This window comes from Gloeocapsa sp. DLM2.Bin57 (genome assembly GCA_007693955.1).
Classification (GTDB): Bacteria; Cyanobacteriota; Cyanobacteriia; order Cyanobacteriales; family Gloeocapsaceae; genus Gloeocapsa.
Genome location: RECR01000044.1, coordinates 1 through 20,748, shown reverse-complemented (window position 1 = coordinate 20,748; position 20,748 = coordinate 1). Strand labels below are relative to the sequence as shown.

Sequence of the window (20,748 nt, the reverse complement as noted above, 5' to 3'; positions counted from 1 at the left end):
TTTATTTTACCTAATGTATGTCTCCAAGTATAAGGACGAAAAACAATACATCTCCTTGAATGAGGTATCCATGCTCTTAATTTGTTAGCATCTTTGTTAATGAGTCTAGCAATTTTTTTATATTACCAGAATAAGCGTGTAAAATCTTAGCAGGTTCTTGTAAAGTATTAATAAAACAGAATCTAGTATTCCATTCAGTAGATAGTGGATAAAATCTGGTCTGAGAATACATTAAAGCTTGTGTGCATGATGTTTGATCACTTTCTCGAATTTGAGGATTTTTAGCTAATTTTTCAGAATAAATTTTCAACCATTCTTGAAAAAAGTAATCATTAACCTCATTTTTCTTAAAAAAGATAACTCCAGTATTTACAGGTTTACAATCAATTCTCTCTCCTGAAGGTAAAGAAGGATAATAGGTATCAGGAGGATCTAAAGTCATAGATACATCAAAATAGTCTAAAATACTAAATCCCGACTCAATATCATTGACAAAAAAGGTATCAGTATCAACAAACAGAGTTTTCTGATAAGGAGATAATCTGTATAGATATTTAGTTTTAAATAGTAAACCTTCATTTCTACAGGCAACGATTTCATTAACTAAAATAATCTGGTCAAACAATTCCTGTTGCGATGGTTTGATATTGCAAGCTATTGATATTTTTAAAGCAGAATTAATTTGTTTTAAACTGACTGCTGAGTTACAAGCTTCATCAACGTATTTTTGACCTGCTGCAACATAAAAAACTCCACAATCGTTATTTTTCATGATTTTATGTCAAACTTTAGATTTTTTTAAAGGCGGCACCCAGATTCGAACTGGGGGATAAAGGATTTGCAGTCCTCTGCCTTACCACTTGGCCATGCCGCCATTTTTTCTAGCTTTTCTATTTTAGCACAATAAGTGGCATTTTGCCAAAGAATTATTTGACAGGGGTTAGGTTTTAGGTTTTAGGTATTAGGTTTTAGGGGTTAGGGGTTATTCTGAATGCGCGAATTAAGAATTAAGAATTAATTATTTTTTCGCACATTCACTCGTTCTACATTCTTCATTCCCCGTCTCCCCATCTCTCCATCTCCCCACACTTTCGCAATTATCTAATTCCTCTTTCTCGTTTAAATTGTTCAATACCCTCATTTAACTCCTCAGAAGATGCTCTGGTAATCAGATAAGCTCTAAATGGTTGATTAGTGCTTAAATAGTCTAAATAAGCAGATTGTAGAAAAACTTCGTATTCAGCATCACCTACAAGGTGTCTTTGCAAAAAAGCCAATGTTGTAGCCCTAGTATATTTATGTAATAATTCAGGTGGGGGTAGGGTAATATTGATATGAGCTTGAATGAGATTGTTAAAATCAGCATCTATTTTAGAAAAATCAACATGAGCTTGTCCTTCTTGTAAGAGTAAATACTTCTTGTCGGTGGTTAACCAAGGAAAAGAACTCACTTGTTCAAAGATAAAAGGTGTAGCGGGGTCAAAATTACCAGCTGCGATAAACACAGGAACAGAGATTTTAGCTAATCCTGACGGACCAAAAACAGCACTATTAACGGGATTAGCAGCATATACCGCAGCTATACGCTCATCTTGAAAGTTATATTCTTTTCTGTCTAATTCTAAGGCTCTACATTGTAACAATAAAGAAGTATTACCAGTCATTCTAGTTAAATCACATTCTTGCTCAAGATGGTTAAAATCAATAGTAGCTCCTGCTAAAGCTAAAATATTGTAACCACCAAAGGAATGACCAAATAGTCCGACTCTAGTTAGTTCTAATTTACCGTTGAATTGACTTTGGTTGCGTTTTTCGAGTTCGTCAAGGACAAAACTAATATCAAGTGGGCGATCGACAAATTCTTCAGTGATGGGTAGCGATCGCGTCAAACCATCAAGTAAATTTTCTACTTGAGTAAAATCACTACCTCGATGTTGGGGAATAGCCACTAAATAACCATAAGAAGCTAAATAAGTAGCTATCCAGCCAAAATCTTCTGGGGGTGATCCTAAACCATGAGAAATAATGACTACAGGGGTATCGGGATTTAATTCACCTTGGGGATAGTAAACTAAAACGCGGAAAGAGCGATCGCGACTAGGATCAGTAAGCATCCAGGTTTCTTGAGTTACTCTGTACTCCCCGGGTTGAGTAAGGTCAGGAAGTTGACTATAATCAACAGTAGGTGTCATCTGGATTTCTTGTGAGGCTAATCTGATTATTTCTTCACTAAATAAGATAGTGGCGTCAACAACAGTATTAATGCGATCGACCATATCTTGTAATTCCCGAACGTTAATCTCAATATTGACAGGAAGTTCACGTAAAAACCCGATGAAACTTAGACCTTCAGGATCAAAAGCAGCGTTGATTAATGCACCACGAAGAGGAAATTTACCGTTACTACCTCCCTGGATATTGATAATATGTCCTAAACGTGAGAGAAAATCTTCTCCGAGACGACTATTTAAAAGACGAGACAAACGAACTGGATCTACTTTTATGCTTTGATTGAGTCTTTCTTGAAAAGCGATTGTTTCCTCTTCTGTAGCATCAGCTAACCTGAGATAAAAGTCCAAATCAGGATTAATTGTCCCAGATTCGGCAAATTCTGTTAAAGAGTCGATACTCAAGGAGAGTCTGACGGGAGTATAGAGAAACAAGATATCTTCAGCAGCGACAGTAGATGTTGCTGTAACTGTATTTAATACTAAACCTGAAACAAAAGAAGCTAAAATAGCAGTTGTTTTACTGAAAATAGACATAAAAATTTAATTAAGGATGTTATAAATTATAATGGGGATGGATGCTTAATATATATTGGTTAATTGATGAATTCAGAAGAATTCCCTAAATTAGATAACTTATCTACCTCTGAAGAGATCACCGAATTATCTCTAGATACTCCTGATAATCCCTTGAGCGAATCTGAGGATGATTCACCAAAAGTAACAACAACTCCAGAGTCAGAAACCCTGACTCTTCTCCAAACTCAAAAAGACAATCTCCTAGAGGAAATAAATAGCTTACAAGAGCAGAAAAAACAATTACAAGCTAGTGTAAATCGTTTAGTCGAAGAAGGTTTAGTAGAATTAGAACAACGAAAACAAGCTTTATTGATTACTATTGAACAATTAGAACGTCGTCGCGATCGCATTGAACAAGAAATGCGTAGTAACTTCGCGGGAGTATCTCAAGAATTAGCGATTAGAGTACAAGGATTTAAAGACTATCTAGTAGGTAGTTTACAGGATTTAGCAGCTAGTGCAGAACAATTGGAATTATCCCGCTTAGATAGTTGGGAATCACCACCAGAAGCCAATATCAGAGAACCAAGTACACCCCAGTTTAGTCAACAAGCTTTTAAAAAAGAGAAACAACAGATTAAACAGTTAATCGAACAATATCGTAATCGTCCTGATTATTATGGACCACCTTGGCAATTGAGACGCACTTTTGAACCAATTCACGCCGAAAGAGTAGAAAATTGGTTTTTTAATCAGGGTGGAAGAGGTGCAATTCGTTCTATGGGATCGCGGTTACAAAATATTTTAGTAGCTTCAGCGGTTATTGCTATCCTTTCGCAAATCTACGGCGATCGCAGTAAAAACTTAATTCTAGCAGATAGTCCCGAAAGACTCGGAGAATGGCGCAGGGGTTTACAAGATTGTCTAGGGATATCTCGCAGCGATTTTGGACCAAGTCGGGGTATCGTTTTATTTGAAAATCCCGAAGCTTTAGCCCAAAAAGCAGAAAGATTGGTAGAAGATCAAGAACAACCTCTGATTATTATCGACGAAATGGAAGAAAAAGTTAGTCTATCTCTGTTACAATTCCCCTTGTGGTTAGCTTTTGCACCTGAGCCACAATCAGCGTCTAGTTATAATTATCTCTATTAGGGGGATTTTATGCTTACGAAGCTACTCGTAGCTATAGGATTAGTCTTACTTGGTTATCTACTCGGTTCAATTCCTACAGGTTATTGGATAGCTAAATATCTCAAAGGTATCGATATTCGGGAAGTTGGTTCTGGCTCTACTGGAGCTACAAACGTATTAAGAAGTGTTGGCAAAACAGCAGCGCTAATCGTCTTTGTAGTAGATTTGACTAAAGGGATGATCGCGATCGCTCTTATCCCCTTTTTCAATCAAATCATACCCCCTACTTGGCAAACTTGGTTAATAGTAGCGGTAGGATTAGCGGCGATTATCGGTCATAGTAAATCTATTTGGTTAAACTTTCAAGGGGGAAAATCTGTCGCTACTAGTTTAGGAGTATTTTTGATCATTAATCCCATAGTAGCTTTAGGGTGTCTAGGAGTTTTTCTGATCGTCCTAGGTATCTCTAGAATAGTCTCTTTAAGTTCTATTTGTGGAGCGATCGCCCTGAATATTTTCATGATCACCCTACAACAACCCCCGGCTTATATCTTGCTAGGGGTAATAGCAGGTATTTACGTGATTTGGCGACATCAAACCAATATAGAGAGAATTCTAGCAGGTACTGAACCAAAACTAGGAGAAGCTTCTACCTCAATCTAATCTATCTATCAGGAAGAGAAAACTACTAACATCTCGTAAAGGTTGAGTCAGCACATTAAACGCTGCAAAGACTTTACCTAATACAGTACGACCTATTACGATAACATCACCATCTTGTAAAGGAACTGCATAAGAAATGTCTCCTCTGAGGAGTCTTCTCACATTAATACTCTGAGTTACAACCTGTCCTCTTTCGGGGTCAAACCTCAATAAAGTAACATCAGTCACGTTAACTCGGAGAGTATCTACAAGAGGAACAGCAGCCAGAATATCGAGGAAATTACTGCCATTAGGTAAAGCGAGATTTTGTAAAATTTGACCCGAAGGCTCTACAGGAGCTAAAACCCTAACTGTTATGTCTTGTACTGGTAAAGTACTTCTTGCAACTAAAACTCTGTCATAATCTTGGGTATCGCCAGTTTCTAAACGAGAAACGATAACGGTATCTCCCCCTTGTAGGGGGATTTTGGGAACTGGAGCTCCAGTAATTAGAGGAGTATATAAATCTACTCTTTCTTCAATAACAGTACCATCAAAAAGGGTACGACGCACAATTACTTTTCTTAAATCAGCGGTTTCTTTTGTTCCTCCCGAAATAACCAAAATATCATTTAAAAGGGTTGCACTATCCACGGTATAAAATCCAGGTCGCGCGATTTCTCCAATCATCGTCACACTCACAGGACGAGGTGCAGCTAAAACAGCAAATACTATCGGTTCGGTAAGTAAAAAGCGATTACCCAATTCAGAACTGACTTTTCTTTCTACTTCTTCTAAGGTTAAACCTGCGATATTGACTCGACCTAAAATCGGTATAACAATATTCCCTTCGATATCAATTGGACCGATAAAATTAAATTCGGGGAATTGTTCTACGTTGATAGACACCACATCATCTACATCCAAACGATAGACACTAAATTTTCTGGAGGTATCATCTTCTCTAGGAGGAAAGACACGACTACTAGGGATAGGGTTAATTAAACTAAAAGTTGGATTAGGTGGAGTTGTTGGGGTGGGTGTTCCTTTCGCTGGTTTGGGTAGAGAAAAGGACTGTTGTGCTAGGCTTAAACTAGGGAAAAGGGTATATTGAGTTAAGCAAAGTACAGCTACTTGTAAGGCGATCGCAGAAGATTTTAAGATTAGAGATGGACGTTGCATTATATTCATAGACAATCACTACTTTAGCTTTTTAGTTTATAACAATTTCTCAGTTTACCCTTTTCCTAGGTATTTTAGCGTCTAAAGCAAAAAACTGATTATTAGATAAATAGCTGCTACTGTCAACTGTATTAACATCAACGGAAACCCATATTTAAAGAAGGTTTTAAAACTAATTTTTTGACCATGTTGTTCAGCTATTCCCGCGGCGACAATATTAGCAGAAGCTCCCACTAACGTACCATTCCCCCCTAAAGTAGCTCCGAACATCATCGCATAAAATAGGGGTAAAACTTCTGGGGGAAATGATCCGCTATAATTGTGAGCGAGAATTTCTGAACCTGCTAAACCTACTGTAACTAAATGTTGTTTTAATAGGGGTATCATTGCTACTACTAAGGGAATATTAGGAACTAAATTAGATAATAATCCCACAATAAATAGTAGTAATAAAGAACCCACAAAAACATTTTTACCAATTATGAATGATAAAGTTCCTGATAAACTACTAATAACTTCTGTTTTCTGTAACCCTCCAATTAAGACAAAAATAGACATAAAAAACAGTAGAGTACTCCAATCTACATCTCGCAAAATATTCTGAACTGTATCAATTTTGCTATGATGAGCTAATAATAATGCCAAAGTTGCACCCATTAAAGCTACAGCAGCAGGAGAAATCGGGACAACAAATGATTCTCCTATCACGAAAAATACTAACACAAATAGCATAATTACTCCACCCATAGCTAACACTCTAGGATGATTAATTTGAGGATGGGGTAAGTCTTCTAAATGTCTATATTTAGTTCGCCACATTTTTTTAAATAATATGGGTAACATTAAGCAGATCACAATTACTGCTAGTATTCCTCCTAAACTAAGTCTTTGCATATATTCTAAGAAACTAAGATTAATAGAATGTCCGACAATAAAAGTAGCTGGATCTCCTACTAAGGTTAATAAACCTGCACTGTTAGAGACTAAGACCATTAAGATTAGTAACGGTACAAAATTGATCCCTAAATCTTGAGCTAGTGGTGGAATAACTGGAGCTAATAACATTACTGTGGTTGCATTAGGTAAAACCGAACAAACCACCGTAGTCACCAGGACAATTCCTATTAATAATAATTTACCTGAACCTTTAGCAAATAAAATAATTTGTGTCGCCAAATACTCAAATATTTTAGTAGGTTCAAACGCCCTGATTAAGACCATAACCCCAAAGAATAAAGCTAAGGTAGCGTAACTAAAGCTGATATATTCTACCGCTTCTTGTAAAGTCATTACGTGAGTAAAAACTAAGATTAATGCTCCTAATAAACCTGCAATAGTTAGATGCAATTTATCGAAAATAATTACACCAATTACTATCATAAAGGTAACAATTGATATCACAGCTGGTAAATTATTAATCATTTCCATAATTTCACCTTAATTGCTAATGGTACAAAATATTCAAGAATTAGCCATAAACAGGATTTAAAAAAATGCTTATGACGATATTGTTAGCTTTATTTGCTAAATTAATAAATAATTATCTCCCTCCTTAAGAAAGGGTGGACATAACAGAGCTATTGATAATTAATTAAAATTTGTGAGTAATTCCCGACATAAACAACGTCTCCAATCAAAAGGTATGGTAAGCACAGGGTGAAACCCTTACAGTTACGAGCGATTTGACTGACTTTATCAAGACATTGTTTGTGTAATGTAGTGATATTGTCGTCTTCCCTCTTTGCCTACGAAGTTAGCTGACGGGCTAGGATTGAGAGATATCCTTCTTTAACTTTGGTTAAAAATAAGCCCCAAAATTGGTTCCTCCGCTCCTGATTCAGGATTAAGCAGACTATTTTATAAATAACCTAAGTATAACAGTTATTTTTATAAATGTCTATGGCTAAAATATATATTAATGAACTGAGGCTAAAAATGTGTTAGTAGATAATCGCGCTGGGGTTAGAAAAGTTTTACTGATAACCCTCTTTCTCAACATCCTAGTTGTGTTATTAAAAGGGGTAATAGGTTGGATTACTGGTTCTTTAAGTTTACAAGCAGATGCTTTACATAGTGCCACAGATGGCGCTAGTAATGTTCTCGGTTTAGTAACCAATAGCTTATCCTCACCCTACCCTGATCGAGATCATCCCTATGGACATCAGAAATATGAAGCTGTTGGTGCTTTAGCTATTGTTGCTTTTTTGGCTATTGTTAGTTTTGAAATTCTTCAAGGTGCAATCAAGAGAATTTTTGAGGGGATTACAGAAGTTAATATTGGACCTACCGAGTTATGGATATTATTAATAGTTTTGGGTATTAATATTTTTGTGACTTTTTATGAAAGGTCTGTAGGAAAACGTTTAGGAAGTAGAATTTTAATCGCTGATGCTGAACATACTATGAGTGATGTTTGGGTGACAATTACGGTTTTAGCTGGTTTAATCGGGATTTGGCAAGGAAATGCTCTGGGTTTTCCACAGTTACAGTGGTTGGATGTAATTTTGTCTTTTCCTGTGGCTTTTTTGGTGTTTAAAAGCGCTTGGACCGTATTAAAAGAGAATTTACCCTGGTTAGTGGATGAAGTAGCGATCGCTCCTGAATCTATCTATGAGTTAGTGATGCAAGTTCCAGGAGTAGTTAATTGTCATGAGATCGCTTCTCGCGGTGTGGTAGGAAGACAAGTTTTTATTGAAATGCACTTAATTGTTAAAGCAGAAGATGTAGAAACTGCTCATCAAATAACTGAAGAGGTGGAAAGGAGGTTAGAGCAAAAATATGCACCAGTAAGGGTTATGATTCATGTTGAACCTCCAGACTATCGTTCTGAAGCTATTACGTTTTGATCCCTCCCCGAGACCTTAAAATTAAGTAAATGAAATTTGCCTCTGTTATTCGTAAATTACCACTGCGAGTAGTCTTAATTGCTCCTTTTGTAGTTCAAATTGTCACCACCGTAGGATTAGTGAGTTATTTATCTTATAAAAATGGACAAGCAGCGATCAATGACTTAGCTAATCAGTTAATGGTAGAAACAGGCGATCGCATTGAAGAGAATTTAACTAATTATCTAGCTATTCCCGAAAAAATTAATCAGAGTAACGCTGCAGCTTTAAAACTTGGCATTTTAGACCCAAATAATCTTACACAAATTCAAGAGCTATTTTGGGAACAAATGCACATTTACTCTGAAGTAAGCGGCATAATGATTACTACTGAGAATAACGATTTTGTAATTATAGAGCGTAGTCAAGATAACGAAATCTTTCTAAGGATATTTAATGAATCAACCGCAGGAATGTTAAATAACTATCTACTCGATAGCGAAAGTAACCCTATTAAAATGACTGCTAGTTACCCCTATGATCCTCAGAATGCTCCACCACAAGATCCTTGGTATACAGCTACTCAAAAAGCTCAAGATTCCTTATGGAGACATACAATATCAGCACCGAAAGGTCATGAACAACCTATCATTATCCTAGCTAACTTTAGAGCTTTTTATGATCAAAATAATCAATTTGCTGGGATTATAGCTGTAAGCTTTTACTTAGAGAAAATTAACAAATTCTTAGAAAGTCTAGATATTGGTAAAACAGGAGAAGCGTTTATTATTGATCAGGAAGGATTTTTAATCAATACTTCTACTGGGGAGAAAACTTTTGATGAAACACCCCAATCTAATCAAGCGGAAAATGTTCAGGTCACAAACCGTCGTCAAAAAACTAGTGATAGTGAGAACTTACTTACTCAAGCTGTGGGTAATTTATTAGAAACCAAGTTAACCAAATTAACAACTCTTAACCAGAGTCAAAACTTAACTATTAACTTAAATAATCAAGGTTATTTCCTGAGAATTAAACCTACTCAATCGGAACAAGGATTGCAATGGTTTATTGTGATTGCTATTCCTGAAGAAGATTTTATGCAGGAAATCAATGAGCAGAATCGCACTACTATTTTCTTATCACTTTTAACTTTATTAATAGCTATTATATTAGGAATTCTGACAGCTAGTTGGGTAACTCAACCTATCTTAACCTTAAATGAAGCTTCTAAAGAGATTGCTCAAGGCAACTTTTACAAACATATACCCCAAGATAGAGAAGATGAATTAGGAGAATTAACCACTTCTTTTAATCTTATGGCAAAACAACTGCAAGAATCCTTTGAAAATCTCGATGATAAAGTTAAAGCCAAAACCAAAGAATTAGTTATCGCTAAAGAAAAAGCCGAAGTCGCTAATCAAGCCAAAAGTACTTTTATCGCCAAAATGAGTCATGAGTTGAGAACTCCTCTTAATGCGATTTTAGGCTTTTCCCAAATCATGATCCGCGCTATTGAGTTGCCAAAAGAACATAAAGAATACACAATGATTATCAATAAAAGTGGTAATTATTTATTAACCTTGATTAATAATATTCTCGACCTATCTAAAATTGAAGCAGGTAAAATAGCTTTTAACCCCAAAGATTTTGATTTGTATGCTCTTTTAGATGAAGTAGAAGATTTATTAAGCATCAGCGCTCAAAATAAAGGTTTAGAGTTGATTATTAAACGGACAATCGATTTACCTCAATATATCAATACCGATGAAACTAAACTGCGCCAAGTTTTAATTAACTTAATCAATAATGGTATTAAATTTACTAACCAAGGAGGAGTATATCTAATTGTTAAGCATAAACAGCAAATTGAGCAACCAGACAAAGCAACTATTTATTTTTCTATCAGAGATACAGGAGTGGGAATTCCGTCAGATGAATTAGAGCAAATTTTTGAAGCTTTTACCCAGACTCAAGTGGGAAGGAATAGTCAAGAGGGTACGGGTTTAGGTTTAACCATCAGTCGTCGCTTTATTCAACTCATGGGAGGAGATATTAAGGTAGATAGTCAGGTAGGAATCGGGACAACTTTTGATTTTGACATTCAAGTTGATCTTGTTAGTGATCAAGATTTAGCAGAAGAAATACTCTCCCCTCAAGTTATTGGTTTACAACCTAATCAACCAACCTATAAAATATTGATAGTGGATGATCGTGCTGTCAATCGTTTATTATTAATTAAATTACTCGAGCCGTTGGGTTTTGCTGTAAAAGAAGCAGCCAATGGTCAAGAAGCAATTGCAATTTGGGATGATTGGGAGCCTCATTTAATTTGGATGGATATGAGAATGCCGATTATGGATGGTTATGAAGCTACTCAAAAGATTAAAAGTACTACTAAAGGGAATGCTACAGCGGTTATTGCTTTGACAGCTAGCGTTTTAGAAGAAGAAAAAGCAATTGTTTTATCAGCAGGATGCGATGATTTTGCCAGAAAACCTTTTGAGGAATCAATAATCTTTGAAGTGTTACACAAACACCTAGGGGTTAAATATATTTATGCTCAAGAAAATACCTCTGAATCTGCGAGTCAATCTACACTTTTGAAAGTAGAAGATTTAGCTATAATGCCTCAAGAATGGCTAAACCGATTATATCAAGCTAGTAAACTTTTAGATGAAGATACTATCAGAGAATTAAGCCAAGAAATTTCTGCTGAACATGAATTTTTAGCTATTAAAATAAATGATTTAGTTAATGATTTTCAATTCCATAAAATTAGACAAGTAATCGAAAAACTCAATAATGAATAAAGATGTATCGGAAACAATTTTAATAGTTGATGACCAAATTGCTAATTTAAAAGTCTTAGCAACTATGTTAGAAAAAGAAGGTTATCAAGTCAGAAAAGCGATTGACGGGGAAACGGCTTTAATCGCTATAGAGAATTATATACCTAATCTGATTCTTCTAGATATTAAGATGCCTGATCTTGACGGCTATGAGGTTTGTCAAAGAATAAAAAATAATCCGCAAACTCAGTCAATACCGATAATCTTTATTAGTGCGTTGAATGAGGTATTTGATAAAGTCAAAGCCTTTGAAGTTGGAGGTATTGACTATATCAATAAACCTTTTCAAGAAGAAGAAGTGCTGGTACGTATTAAGAGTCAGTTAACTATTCAACAACAACAAAAATTACTAAGAAAAGAAATTCAATATCGCCAAGAAACCGAAGCAATTTTATATCAATCTAGGGCTTTGATTGCTAGTATTTTAAATGCTTCTACCGATGGAATTGCGGCTTTACAAGCGGTCAGAAATAATCGAACAGGAGATATTGTCGATTTTAGTTGTATAGTTGTGAATCCCGTTATCGCTGCAACCTTTAACCGTGAACCAGATGAGTTACTGGGAAAACTAGTAATCAAAATGTTTTTAAATAAGTTTAAGCACAATCTTTTTGCTGACTTTGTTAAGGTGGTAGAGACGGGAAAACCTCTAGAGAAAGATATTTGTTTAACTAATCAAGAAGAAGTGGAATGGTATCACTTAATAGTGGTTAAATTAGGGGATGGTGTAGCTATTACTGCTAGAAATATTACTGAGAGAAAAAATCTTGAATTTAAACTAAATTATCTCGCTAATATAGATGGTTTAACGGGGATTGCCAATCGACGTAATTTTGACCAGACTTTACAAAAAAAATGGGAATGTTGTCAAAGAAATCAACAACCTTTATCCCTAATCTTAGCTGATATAGATTATTTTAAAGGGTATAATGATCGATATGGGCATATAGCAGGGGATGATTGTTTAAAAAAAGTTGCTCAAATTATCTCTAGTTGTATCAGAGAATCTCTAGATTTAGTAGCGCGTTTTGGTGGAGAAGAATTTGGGATTATTTTAGCTAATCTGGATCAAGATGGTGTGATAACCCTAGTTAAATCTCTTCAAGATCAAGTTAACCTTGCAGCTATTCCCCATGAAAAATCACCGATTAATCCAACTCTATCTTTGAGTTTTGGGATTGTTACTTGTATCCCTACTTCACAACATCAACCTTTAGAGTTAATTAAATTAGCGGATCAGTCTTTATACTATGCTAAAGAAAAAGGTAGAAATCAATATGTTATTGCTACTAATTTTAATTCTGAGTGATAGAAGAAAAAACCAAATTTAGTTATTATGTGCTAAGTTCTTTTTTATATACCATTATTTATGACACTGGTTACCATACTAGCAGGAATCATAGCAACTCTAGGTTATGAAGATTTTCCCTTAATCCTTAGTCAAGAATCAACAGCAGAACAACTAAAACCAACTTCACCACTACGTAACCAGCAATTTCAGCTACCAACCGCAGAACACCTCAATAGGGGTGATTTTCTCTTTAAAGTGGGTGCGCGGGTATTCTTTTTTCAGGGGGCGATCGAAGATGAAGAAACAGTAATCTATTCCTACGCGGGTTTGAGTTGGGGGATCAGCGATCGCACTGAGTTAACCTTTATTAGTCAATTAACCGATAGTGGTTCAATTGGCAATCAAGGAGACTTCCGCGTCACTAGTAGAGCTAATGAGGGTAATTTCTTTGACCTGACTTTAGAATTAAAACAGAGATTATATATCAGTAACAACGAAAAATTTAAACTCAGTGGGATTGTCTCCGCTTCCTGGGGTCAACGTGGTTACACTTTTAGACAGGATGGAGTTACAATAGACCAGGGAGTCTATGAGAGTATCGTACCTGCTTTAGCTTTACCCTTAACCATGAGTTTAAGCGAAGACATTCGCTTCACTATCTCACCAACGGTAGCATTTTTTAGCGAAAATCACGCACTTTATCTCCATACTCCCCCCATTGATCACCCTGGATCTTTTGGGACAACCTTTGGGTTGACTACAGCTATTTCCTACGCAATAAGCGATCGCTTTACCCTCTGGGGAGATGCTTTCTTTCCTCTGACGGGTAATAATAGTATCAGTAGAGAGTCAGGACGTCCTGCTAAGGCGATCGCTTATAATCTAGGTGTACGTTACCTGGTTAATCCTCAAGTTGGTTTAGACGTTTTCGCCTCTAATACCTATGGTATCACTGCGCCTATGGCTTTAACCGCGGATCGTAGTTATATGTCTATTGGTGCTAATTTGATTTTTCTTCCCGATTTTATCGCTGCTAATCGACGTTATCGCGAATCACAACCAGATCCAGGTACAATCGATGGTCTAGGCTTTTTTGATGGTGGAACTATCCCTACTGGAACTTTTCTGTTTCATCTCCAGGGTGGAAGTAACGGAATCATGACAGCTTTACGTTATGGGATAGTTAGAGATGTAGAAGTTGGTGCTTATCTAGATTATGTCTTCAGTAATGTAGATGAGTCAGAGCAGGGAATTAGTGCTAAAGTACGTTTACTCAATCAAGCTGAGGGAAAACCTCTGACTATGAGTGTGGTAGCTACTCTAGGACAAACTAACCAACCTTTTGTCAACTTTTTTAACAACGATCGCGATACATTCAACAAGAGAAATTTAGAGAGAGAGATTCCTGTGTTTTTCAGAGCTGATAACCTCTTTGAAGGAAGACTCTATATAACCACTATCTCTCTACCCTTACACTATCAGTTTGATAATGGTGGTGCACTGTGGTTAACTCCTATTTGGGGATATGTACAAAGATCTGGTACAGAAGCTGCAGGTTTTAATCTAGGTGGTGCAACACCAGTTTTTGCTAATTTTAGTGTTATTGGTGAAGTTGGGGCTAATTTTACAGGGGAAGGTAACGCGATCATCGGGAATCGACGCACTGACGCTATTCCCTGGACAGCTGCTTTAAGATGGTATCCTTTGGGTATAGAATCAGATACACCTTTACAGTTAGAATTATACTTGACTAATCGTCTTGGTTCGTCTCCTTGGCATCAGTTACGAGTACGTGAGCAAAATGATACAGCAATCGGTATCGGTTTATCAGTCCCTTTCTCTTTCTAAACCCGTTGATATCCTGATTCTCTCTAATGGACCAGGGGAGGTGACTACTTGGGTTTTACCTGTAGTTAAAGCTTTACGCGCTAAATTTGGAGATAACCGCGATTTGGTGCGCATCTCAGTAGTATTATCTCCTTGTCCTCATGCTAGTGGTAAGGAAGAGGCGATCGCTTCTTCTTTCCCTGAAGTAGATAGGGTACAATCTCCTGATTATTTCTTGACTTTTCTTATCAAGGGGAAAACTAGGGATAATTGGGATTGGCGATCGCAGGGTCTGGTTATCTTTCTCGGAGGTGATCAGTTTTTTGCTTTACTCATTGCTAGACGGCTACAATACTCTAGTTTAATTTACGCTGAATGGGACGCGCGCTGGTTATCTTGGGTAACTCATTTTGCTTTAGGTCAAGATTTGGTCGCTAATAAAATCCCTCCTAAATATCGTCATAAATGTACAGTGGTGGGGAATTTAATGGCTGATTTGGGGGATATCTACCCTTTATCTTCTTCAACTGAGTTAATCGGGTTGTTACCTGGTTCTAAAAGTGCTAAATTAGCTCAAGGTGTACCTTTCAGTTTAGCTATAGCAGAGGCGATCGCTTCTCAACGTCCTCAGACTCGTTTTATCTTACCTTTAGCCCCTACTCTAACTCCTGAAGCTTTAGCGCGTTTTGCTTCTGCTGAAACTAACCCTTTAGTAGCTAAATTAGAGGGGATGGGTGGTGAGTTGATTTCTACCCCCGAAGGCTATTTTTTAGTAAGTCCCCAAGGAGTCAAAATAGAGTTGGTTACTCGTTTTCCGGCTTTTGATTTATTATCTCAATGTAGCCTATGTCTTACTACTGTAGGTGCTAATACCGCTCAATTGGGTAGTTTAGGTGTACCGATGCTGGTGTTAATCCCTACGCAACAACTCGACGCTATGCGCGCTTGGGATGGAATTCCAGGTATTTTGGCTAATTTACCCCTATTGGGTAATTATTTCGCTACTGTGATTAATTGGTTGATTCTACGCCAAAAACGCTTATTCGCTTGGCCCAATTTGTGGGCAAAATCAGAGATAGTACCTGAATTAGTCGGGGAATTGTCTGCTAGGGCGATCGCCCAACAAGTTCTAGATTTACTGGATAATCCTACAGAATTAGCCAAAATCCACGATAATCTGACTCAATTTCGACCTCAACCTGGTGCAGCTACTCGTCTAGTTGATATTATTAATCTGGAAAATAATAAAAATCACCATAATTAATCGCTCCACTACCAGTTACAATGGGGTCTCCTGAACTATATCTAGGTACAGGTACATTTAATTCTTGCGGTGAAACCCAAGCATCTGCGGGACTTCCTCCATTTATACCAAGGTTATTATAGTCCAAATTTTCTGGCTCAAATCCTTCTAATAATCTATCTACTTCTTCTATCAATCTCTCTGTTTCTTCTCTGGTTGCATCTATTTCACTAGTATTCTCAATAATAACATTACCAATATCATTAAAAATATTTGCTCTTCTTGCTCTATCTAAACTGATTTCAAAGTAATCTAAAGATTCTGAAAGATCATTTTCATCTATTACTATGGTTTGCAGAATTTCTCCTGGATTAAATCTGATTCTCCCTTGGTCAACTTCTACAAAATCTTCATCAATAAACTGTTTAATAGTATAGTCAACTGTGATTCTTTGTCGTGGTAATGTTTTGTTTAAAAAGACTGGTATCTCAACTGTTTCTGTAGAACTTTGCTGTAAATAAATTGATTCATTAATCATTACACTTGGTCTAGAATTTCTTCTTGGTTGATAAAAGTTATTTAAATTTAGGTTAGGGTTTTCTACCAAGATAATCTGTTCTGAATCATTAATTAAAGAATTGGTATAATCAACTAAAATTTCTAAATCATTTTCTAGATCATCTCCCAAGATAATAGTAGCTTGATCGCTGAAAAGATCAGCACTTCCAGGTCTATTTAAAGTAATTTGCAAAATCTGATTATTATCAGTAACATTTATATCTATAGTTTGAGAGATTTCTCCTGGATTAAATCTGATTCTCCCTCGGTCAATTCTATTAACAACATTGTCATCGCTAATTGCTTCAATAATATAATTAACTCCAACTCGTCTTCTAGGGCTTTGATTCAATAAAACAGGAATACTGATTGATTCGGGAGCATCGGTATTAACATAAAATAACTTATCAATCAAAATTTCGGCTCTGTTATTTTCTATACCTTGTTGATAAAAGCTAGCCAACTCTGGATGGGCAAGAGATAATGAAGGTAACATAATAACTTTTTAAAATGTTTTGAGATTATGATAACATAAAAAATGATTATAGTTTAACTCGCTATGGTCTTAAATTTAGGCGCAAAAAAACAAAAATAACCTAAATTAACTATTTTCTTCTTTAAAACTTCTTGATTCTTGGATAATCTTAATTCCTCCCCACAAAACTAAAGCAGCAATACCAAAACCTACTACTAAATCGGGGATACCAGAATTAAAGATACTCACTAATATACCCGCGACAATCACGCTGATATTAGCAATCACATCATTTTTAGAAAATATCCAACTCGCGCGCATATGTACTTCTTCGTTTCTGTGTTTGGAAATTAACCATAAACAATAAATATTAGCTATTAATGCAATTAAACCAATTCCACCCATTAACCAGGATTCGGGAAGACTACCTAACCAATATTTTCTAACTACGTCAAATAAGACTAGGAAAGCTAAAGTAATTTGAAAGACTCCACTTAAACTAGCCGCGCGCGCTTTGTGAAGATATGATCGACCTACTACATATAATGAGATAGCATAAACAATAGCATCAGCTAACATATCTAAAGAGTCGGCGATTAATGCTGTTGATTGGGCAACCACTCCCGTAATGCTTTCGACAACAAACATCACTAAGTTAATCAACAGGAGTACTCTGAGAGTTTTACGCTGTTGCTTATTTTTAGCTTCTATATGACAACCGCAATCAGACATTGTTTTATTTTGAACCTAATAATAAATATCCTACACCCTTTGATCAGATATAGGAAAATATTGGTTAAAATAGTTTTTTGTGTATCCAGATACTATCGCGTTGGTGAAAGTAAATTGGTTCGTTTTCATGTAAAGCGATCGCCCGATTAAATGACTCCATCGCGTTACCGTAAGCCCCCATTTCTTTGAGAACTAGACCTCGATTATACCAAGCTTGGTGATAGGTAGGCAACAAAGCGATCGCCTTGTCATAAGCTGCGTAAGCTTCTCCTAAACGTTTTAATTCACAGAGAACATTACCGAGATTATTCCAAGCAGGAGGGTAATTAGGATCAAGAGCGATCGCTTGTTTATAAGCGTCTAAAGCTGCTAGATATTGTTTGTTTTGAGCGAGATTATTACCCTGTTGATGCCAAGATTGTGCGTCCATAATTGTTATTAAACCGTTTCTACTTCAATTGCGTCTGAGTCTTGTTTTTTCTGGCGACGATTCCGATAATCCATGACTAAGTCTGTAAATTCACTCAATAATAAAGTAATAACTACTCCATCATCTAACCATCCCAACACAGGTAAAAAGTCGGGAGAAATATCTATTGGAGTTACTAGATAAAATAGAGACCCAAGAATTAGTAACCAACGATATTTAGAGTTACGTAGATTTTTGCCAAACCAGTTAAAGAAGAGTTTGATAATTGCTTGCATTGATGTACCTTGTTTACTTCGATAACTTGATCTTGCCATTTTTTTAAGGGTAAAAATAGTGTAGATATTACCTCACAACAGTACGGTTTTACATAACATAAGGTTTATATCTCTCTACGTCCTTCTAAAGCTCTAGCTAAGGTAATCTCATCAGCGTATTCTAAATCTCCTCCCATTGGTAAACCAAAAGCGATTCTCGTAACTTTGGTCAGAGGTTTTAATAATTGACCTATATATAAAGTAGTTGTATCTCCCTCTATACTAGGACTAATAGCTATAATGACTTCGGTAATCTCCTCTTTACCAATTCTGTTAACTAGAGATTGAATATTTAATTGTTCTGGTCCTATTCCTTCCATGGGGGAGATTACTCCTCCTAAAACGTGATATAATCCTGTATATTCTCTAGTTTTTTCTAGGGCGATTACGTCTCTAGAATCTGCTACCACACAGATAGTTTTTTTCTCTCGGTTAGGGTTAGCACAAATTTCACAAATTGGGGTAGCGGATAAATGAAAGCAAATTTTACACAATCCTATTTGTTTTTTAGCGTCAATGAGGGCTTGTGCTAATGCTATTACTTCTGTTTCAGGTCGTTTAAGAATGTGTAAAGCTAAACGTTGAGCTGTTTTTGCTCCTACACCAGGTAAACGCTGTAATTGTTCGATTAAACGGGCTAAAGGTGGAGTATAAATGGTCTTATTTCCTTTTTATTGACGATGATTGGTCAGAAATTCTGGATCTAATATCTGTTCGGTAGTAAACTCACATTCCACAGGAAAAATAGTAATAGGTAACCCTGTTTCATCTGCTGCTAATTCCCGTGCATCTTGATATGCTTCTGCTAATATTTCTTGATAATAATTTTTTAACGAAGGACTTTGTTTTAAGGTTTTGAGAATTCTCTTACGATGTTCTCTGATAGTATATTGACAACTATTAGTTCTTTTCTTATCTTGATAAATCCATTTTAAAAGATGCATTAAAAGAATTCTTAGATTACTTGTCTTAGCTAGTTTTTCAGCTTTGCCCATTCCTTGTATTTCAATGATTAAGTTAGCTACATCTAGCTTGTCTAAAGCTAATGATTCTAGAGAGTGGACCTGTTCCTCTAGCCAAAGATAATAATCTTGTTCATATAAACTAGAAATAACCTGTATCATCTTAATTAGATTATTATTTATTTAGGTTATTATAACACGAAAAAAGATGTATATTTATCCTTTGCCTCCCCAACCCGCGATCGTTATTGTCGCTGAGAATACCTCTGTTACCTATTTAAATGAAGGACTTAATAAATATCAACAGGGTGATTACCAAGGAGCACTTATTCAGTTTAATCAAGCTCTCAGGGTTAATCCTAGAGATGCTCAAGTTTATTATAATCGAGCCGTAGTTTATTACGAGTTGCAAAAGTATCATTTAGCTCTAGAAGATATTAATAGAGTTATTGCAATCACTCCAGAGGATATTTCTGCTTATTATCTCAGAGGTTTGATTTTATCTCAATCATTACTGGAAATTGATGGAAGTATAGCTGATTTTACTCAGGTAATTAAGCTTGATTCTCGTTTTGCTCCCGCTTATTTTCAAAGAGGTAATCTCTATTATCAACAGCGCGAGTTAGACAACGCTTTTAAAGATTATACTAACGTGATTAATCTTGCTCCTGAGTATCCCCACGCCTATTATAACCGCGCTTTGGTTCGTTATCAAATGGGCGATCGCAATGGAGCATTGCAAGATTTAGAGCAAGCTTCCCAACTTTATTTTAACCTAGGAGAGCAAGCTTATTATGAGCAAGCTACTAGGGCGATCGCTGCTTTAGCTACCAGTAGATAAAGACCTTTTTGTCAAGACATTTTTAACAATCCTTTACAAACCCCCCAAAAATTGTTAAGTTGTAGAGGAAACTATCAAGACTGTCTCCCTATGCACCCACAAGTACAACTCACTCCCAATCAAAAAACCATACCCCAAAACTTAAAACAACGCTTAGATTGGGGAGAGCCTGCTCTAACGATTATTGACGCGAGAGCCAGAAGCGCTTTTAATATTAGTCATATTATGGGTGCTATCTCTCTTCCTGAAACTGAATTGATACCACGAGCAATAAAAACTTTAGAATTAACCAGAGATATTTACATATATCATTCTACTGACGAAAAAACTAGCACCATAGCCAACCTACTCAGAACAGCAGGATTTAAAAACGTATTTGAATTGACAGGGGGTTTAGCCGCTTGGAAAGCGGTAGGTTATCCCATTGAGGGCAATTGTGCAATTGTTGCTTAAAGAGAAGTGTGTTATGATTGTGATGAATCTTAATCGATAAACTAAGTGATTCTCAGTCATGACCAAAAAACTATCTCAATCATCTAGAGACTTTTCGCGGATACGTCGTGCTTTGATTTTGGGATGTTTTGGTTTAAGCGGAACATACCTATCTAAAAAGCTTTCTCCAGCTTTTAGCTTAACCGCGAGAAGCCTCAAGCTTTATTTTCTCAAATAAGCGTGAGATGAATCGCGTCCTTATTT

The 20,748-nt window shown here is 36.2% G+C and carries 19 protein-coding genes and 1 tRNA gene; 9 read left to right on the top strand and 11 right to left on the bottom strand.

The features are described 5' to 3' along the window. Positions 1 to 76: 76 nt before the first annotated feature. From EA365_03500 to EA365_03490, 3 genes are all read right to left on the bottom strand, one after another. Positions 77 to 772 (bottom strand): hypothetical protein, encoded by a 696-nt coding sequence (locus EA365_03500; protein ID TVQ47547.1) that lies wholly within the window; start codon positions 770 to 772, stop codon positions 77 to 79. A gap of 30 nt (positions 773 to 802) precedes the next feature. Continuing rightward, positions 803 to 874: transfer RNA gene (locus EA365_03495), tRNA-Cys, on the bottom strand. A 223-nt stretch (positions 875 to 1,097) separates the two neighbouring features. Beyond that, on the bottom strand, positions 1,098 to 2,765 hold the full coding sequence (locus tag EA365_03490; protein TVQ47546.1) for an alpha/beta hydrolase: 1,668 nt from the start codon (positions 2,763 to 2,765) through the stop codon (positions 1,098 to 1,100). 66 nt (positions 2,766 to 2,831) lie between these two features. Here EA365_03490 and EA365_03485 point away from each other — a divergent pair, with 66 nt between their 5' ends. Beyond that, a complete protein-coding gene (locus tag EA365_03485) occupies positions 2,832 to 3,899 on the top strand; it encodes a DUF3086 domain-containing protein (GenBank protein TVQ47545.1) in 1,068 nt (355 codons plus the stop codon). 9 nt (positions 3,900 to 3,908) lie between these two features. After that, on the top strand, positions 3,909 to 4,541 hold the full coding sequence (plsY, locus tag EA365_03480) for a glycerol-3-phosphate 1-O-acyltransferase (GenBank protein TVQ47544.1): 633 nt from the start codon (positions 3,909 to 3,911) through the stop codon (positions 4,539 to 4,541). Here the strand turns inward: plsY and EA365_03475 are convergent. Further along, positions 4,533 to 5,711: a polysaccharide export protein gene (locus tag EA365_03475; GenBank protein ID TVQ47543.1), complete on the bottom strand. Its 1,179-nt coding sequence runs from the start codon at positions 5,709 to 5,711 to the stop codon at positions 4,533 to 4,535. The genes plsY and EA365_03475 overlap by 9 nt on opposite strands. A 72-nt stretch (positions 5,712 to 5,783) precedes the next feature. After that, complete coding sequence (locus EA365_03470; protein TVQ47581.1) at positions 5,784 to 7,124, bottom strand: transporter; 1,341 nt, start codon at positions 7,122 to 7,124, stop codon at positions 5,784 to 5,786. Positions 7,125 to 7,639: 515 nt separating this feature from the next. On the opposite strand from EA365_03470, the gene EA365_03465 reads away from it, so the two are divergent. From EA365_03465 to EA365_03445, 5 genes are read left to right on the top strand one after another with little or no spacing between them, the layout of a single operon-like run. After that, a complete protein-coding gene (locus tag EA365_03465) occupies positions 7,640 to 8,548 on the top strand; it encodes a cation transporter (GenBank protein TVQ47542.1) in 909 nt (302 codons plus the stop codon). A gap of 29 nt (positions 8,549 to 8,577) precedes the next feature. Beyond that, a complete protein-coding gene (locus tag EA365_03460) occupies positions 8,578 to 11,340 on the top strand; it encodes a response regulator (GenBank protein TVQ47541.1) in 2,763 nt (920 codons plus the stop codon). Next, entirely contained in the window at positions 11,333 to 12,688 is a 1,356-nt protein-coding gene (locus tag EA365_03455) for a diguanylate cyclase (GenBank protein ID TVQ47540.1), read from the top strand. The genes EA365_03460 and EA365_03455 overlap by 8 nt, the downstream gene beginning before the upstream one ends. 60 nt (positions 12,689 to 12,748) lie before the next feature. Then, positions 12,749 to 14,518, top strand: a complete 1,770-nt coding sequence (locus tag EA365_03450; protein TVQ47539.1) for a hypothetical protein — start codon at positions 12,749 to 12,751, stop codon at positions 14,516 to 14,518. Next, complete coding sequence (locus tag EA365_03445; GenBank protein TVQ47538.1) at positions 14,472 to 15,761, top strand: lipid-A-disaccharide synthase; 1,290 nt, start codon at positions 14,472 to 14,474, stop codon at positions 15,759 to 15,761. The genes EA365_03450 and EA365_03445 overlap by 47 nt, the downstream gene beginning before the upstream one ends. Here the strand turns inward: EA365_03445 and EA365_03440 are convergent. The 6 genes from EA365_03440 to EA365_03415 form a co-directional block, all read right to left on the bottom strand. After that, entirely contained in the window at positions 15,727 to 16,794 is a 1,068-nt protein-coding gene (locus tag EA365_03440; protein ID TVQ47537.1) for a hypothetical protein, read from the bottom strand. The two genes, EA365_03445 and EA365_03440, sit on opposite strands and share 35 nt — an antisense overlap. 105 nt (positions 16,795 to 16,899) lie before the next feature. Next, on the bottom strand, positions 16,900 to 17,505 hold the full coding sequence (locus EA365_03435) for a cation transporter (protein TVQ47536.1): 606 nt from the start codon (positions 17,503 to 17,505) through the stop codon (positions 16,900 to 16,902). 64 nt (positions 17,506 to 17,569) lie between these two features. Then, entirely contained in the window at positions 17,570 to 17,938 is a 369-nt protein-coding gene (locus EA365_03430) for a tetratricopeptide repeat protein (protein TVQ47535.1), read from the bottom strand. Between the two features lie 5 nt (positions 17,939 to 17,943). Continuing rightward, complete coding sequence (locus tag EA365_03425) at positions 17,944 to 18,210, bottom strand: DUF1232 domain-containing protein (GenBank protein TVQ47580.1); 267 nt, start codon at positions 18,208 to 18,210, stop codon at positions 17,944 to 17,946. A 104-nt stretch (positions 18,211 to 18,314) separates the two neighbouring features. Continuing rightward, entirely contained in the window at positions 18,315 to 18,905 is a 591-nt protein-coding gene (gene recR, locus EA365_03420; protein TVQ47534.1) for a recombination protein RecR, read from the bottom strand. A 15-nt stretch (positions 18,906 to 18,920) separates the two neighbouring features. Next, the gene (locus EA365_03415; protein ID TVQ47533.1) at positions 18,921 to 19,373 is read right to left on the bottom strand and encodes a DUF29 domain-containing protein; all 453 of its coding nucleotides are present in this window, start codon (positions 19,371 to 19,373) and stop codon (positions 18,921 to 18,923) included. 46 nt (positions 19,374 to 19,419) lie between these two features. Between EA365_03415 and EA365_03410 the strand changes: the two genes are divergently transcribed. Continuing rightward, entirely contained in the window at positions 19,420 to 20,052 is a 633-nt protein-coding gene (locus EA365_03410; GenBank protein ID TVQ47532.1) for a tetratricopeptide repeat protein, read from the top strand. A gap of 90 nt (positions 20,053 to 20,142) precedes the next feature. After that, entirely contained in the window at positions 20,143 to 20,505 is a 363-nt protein-coding gene (locus EA365_03405; protein ID TVQ47531.1) for a rhodanese-like domain-containing protein, read from the top strand. Positions 20,506 to 20,748 lie beyond the last annotated feature (243 nt).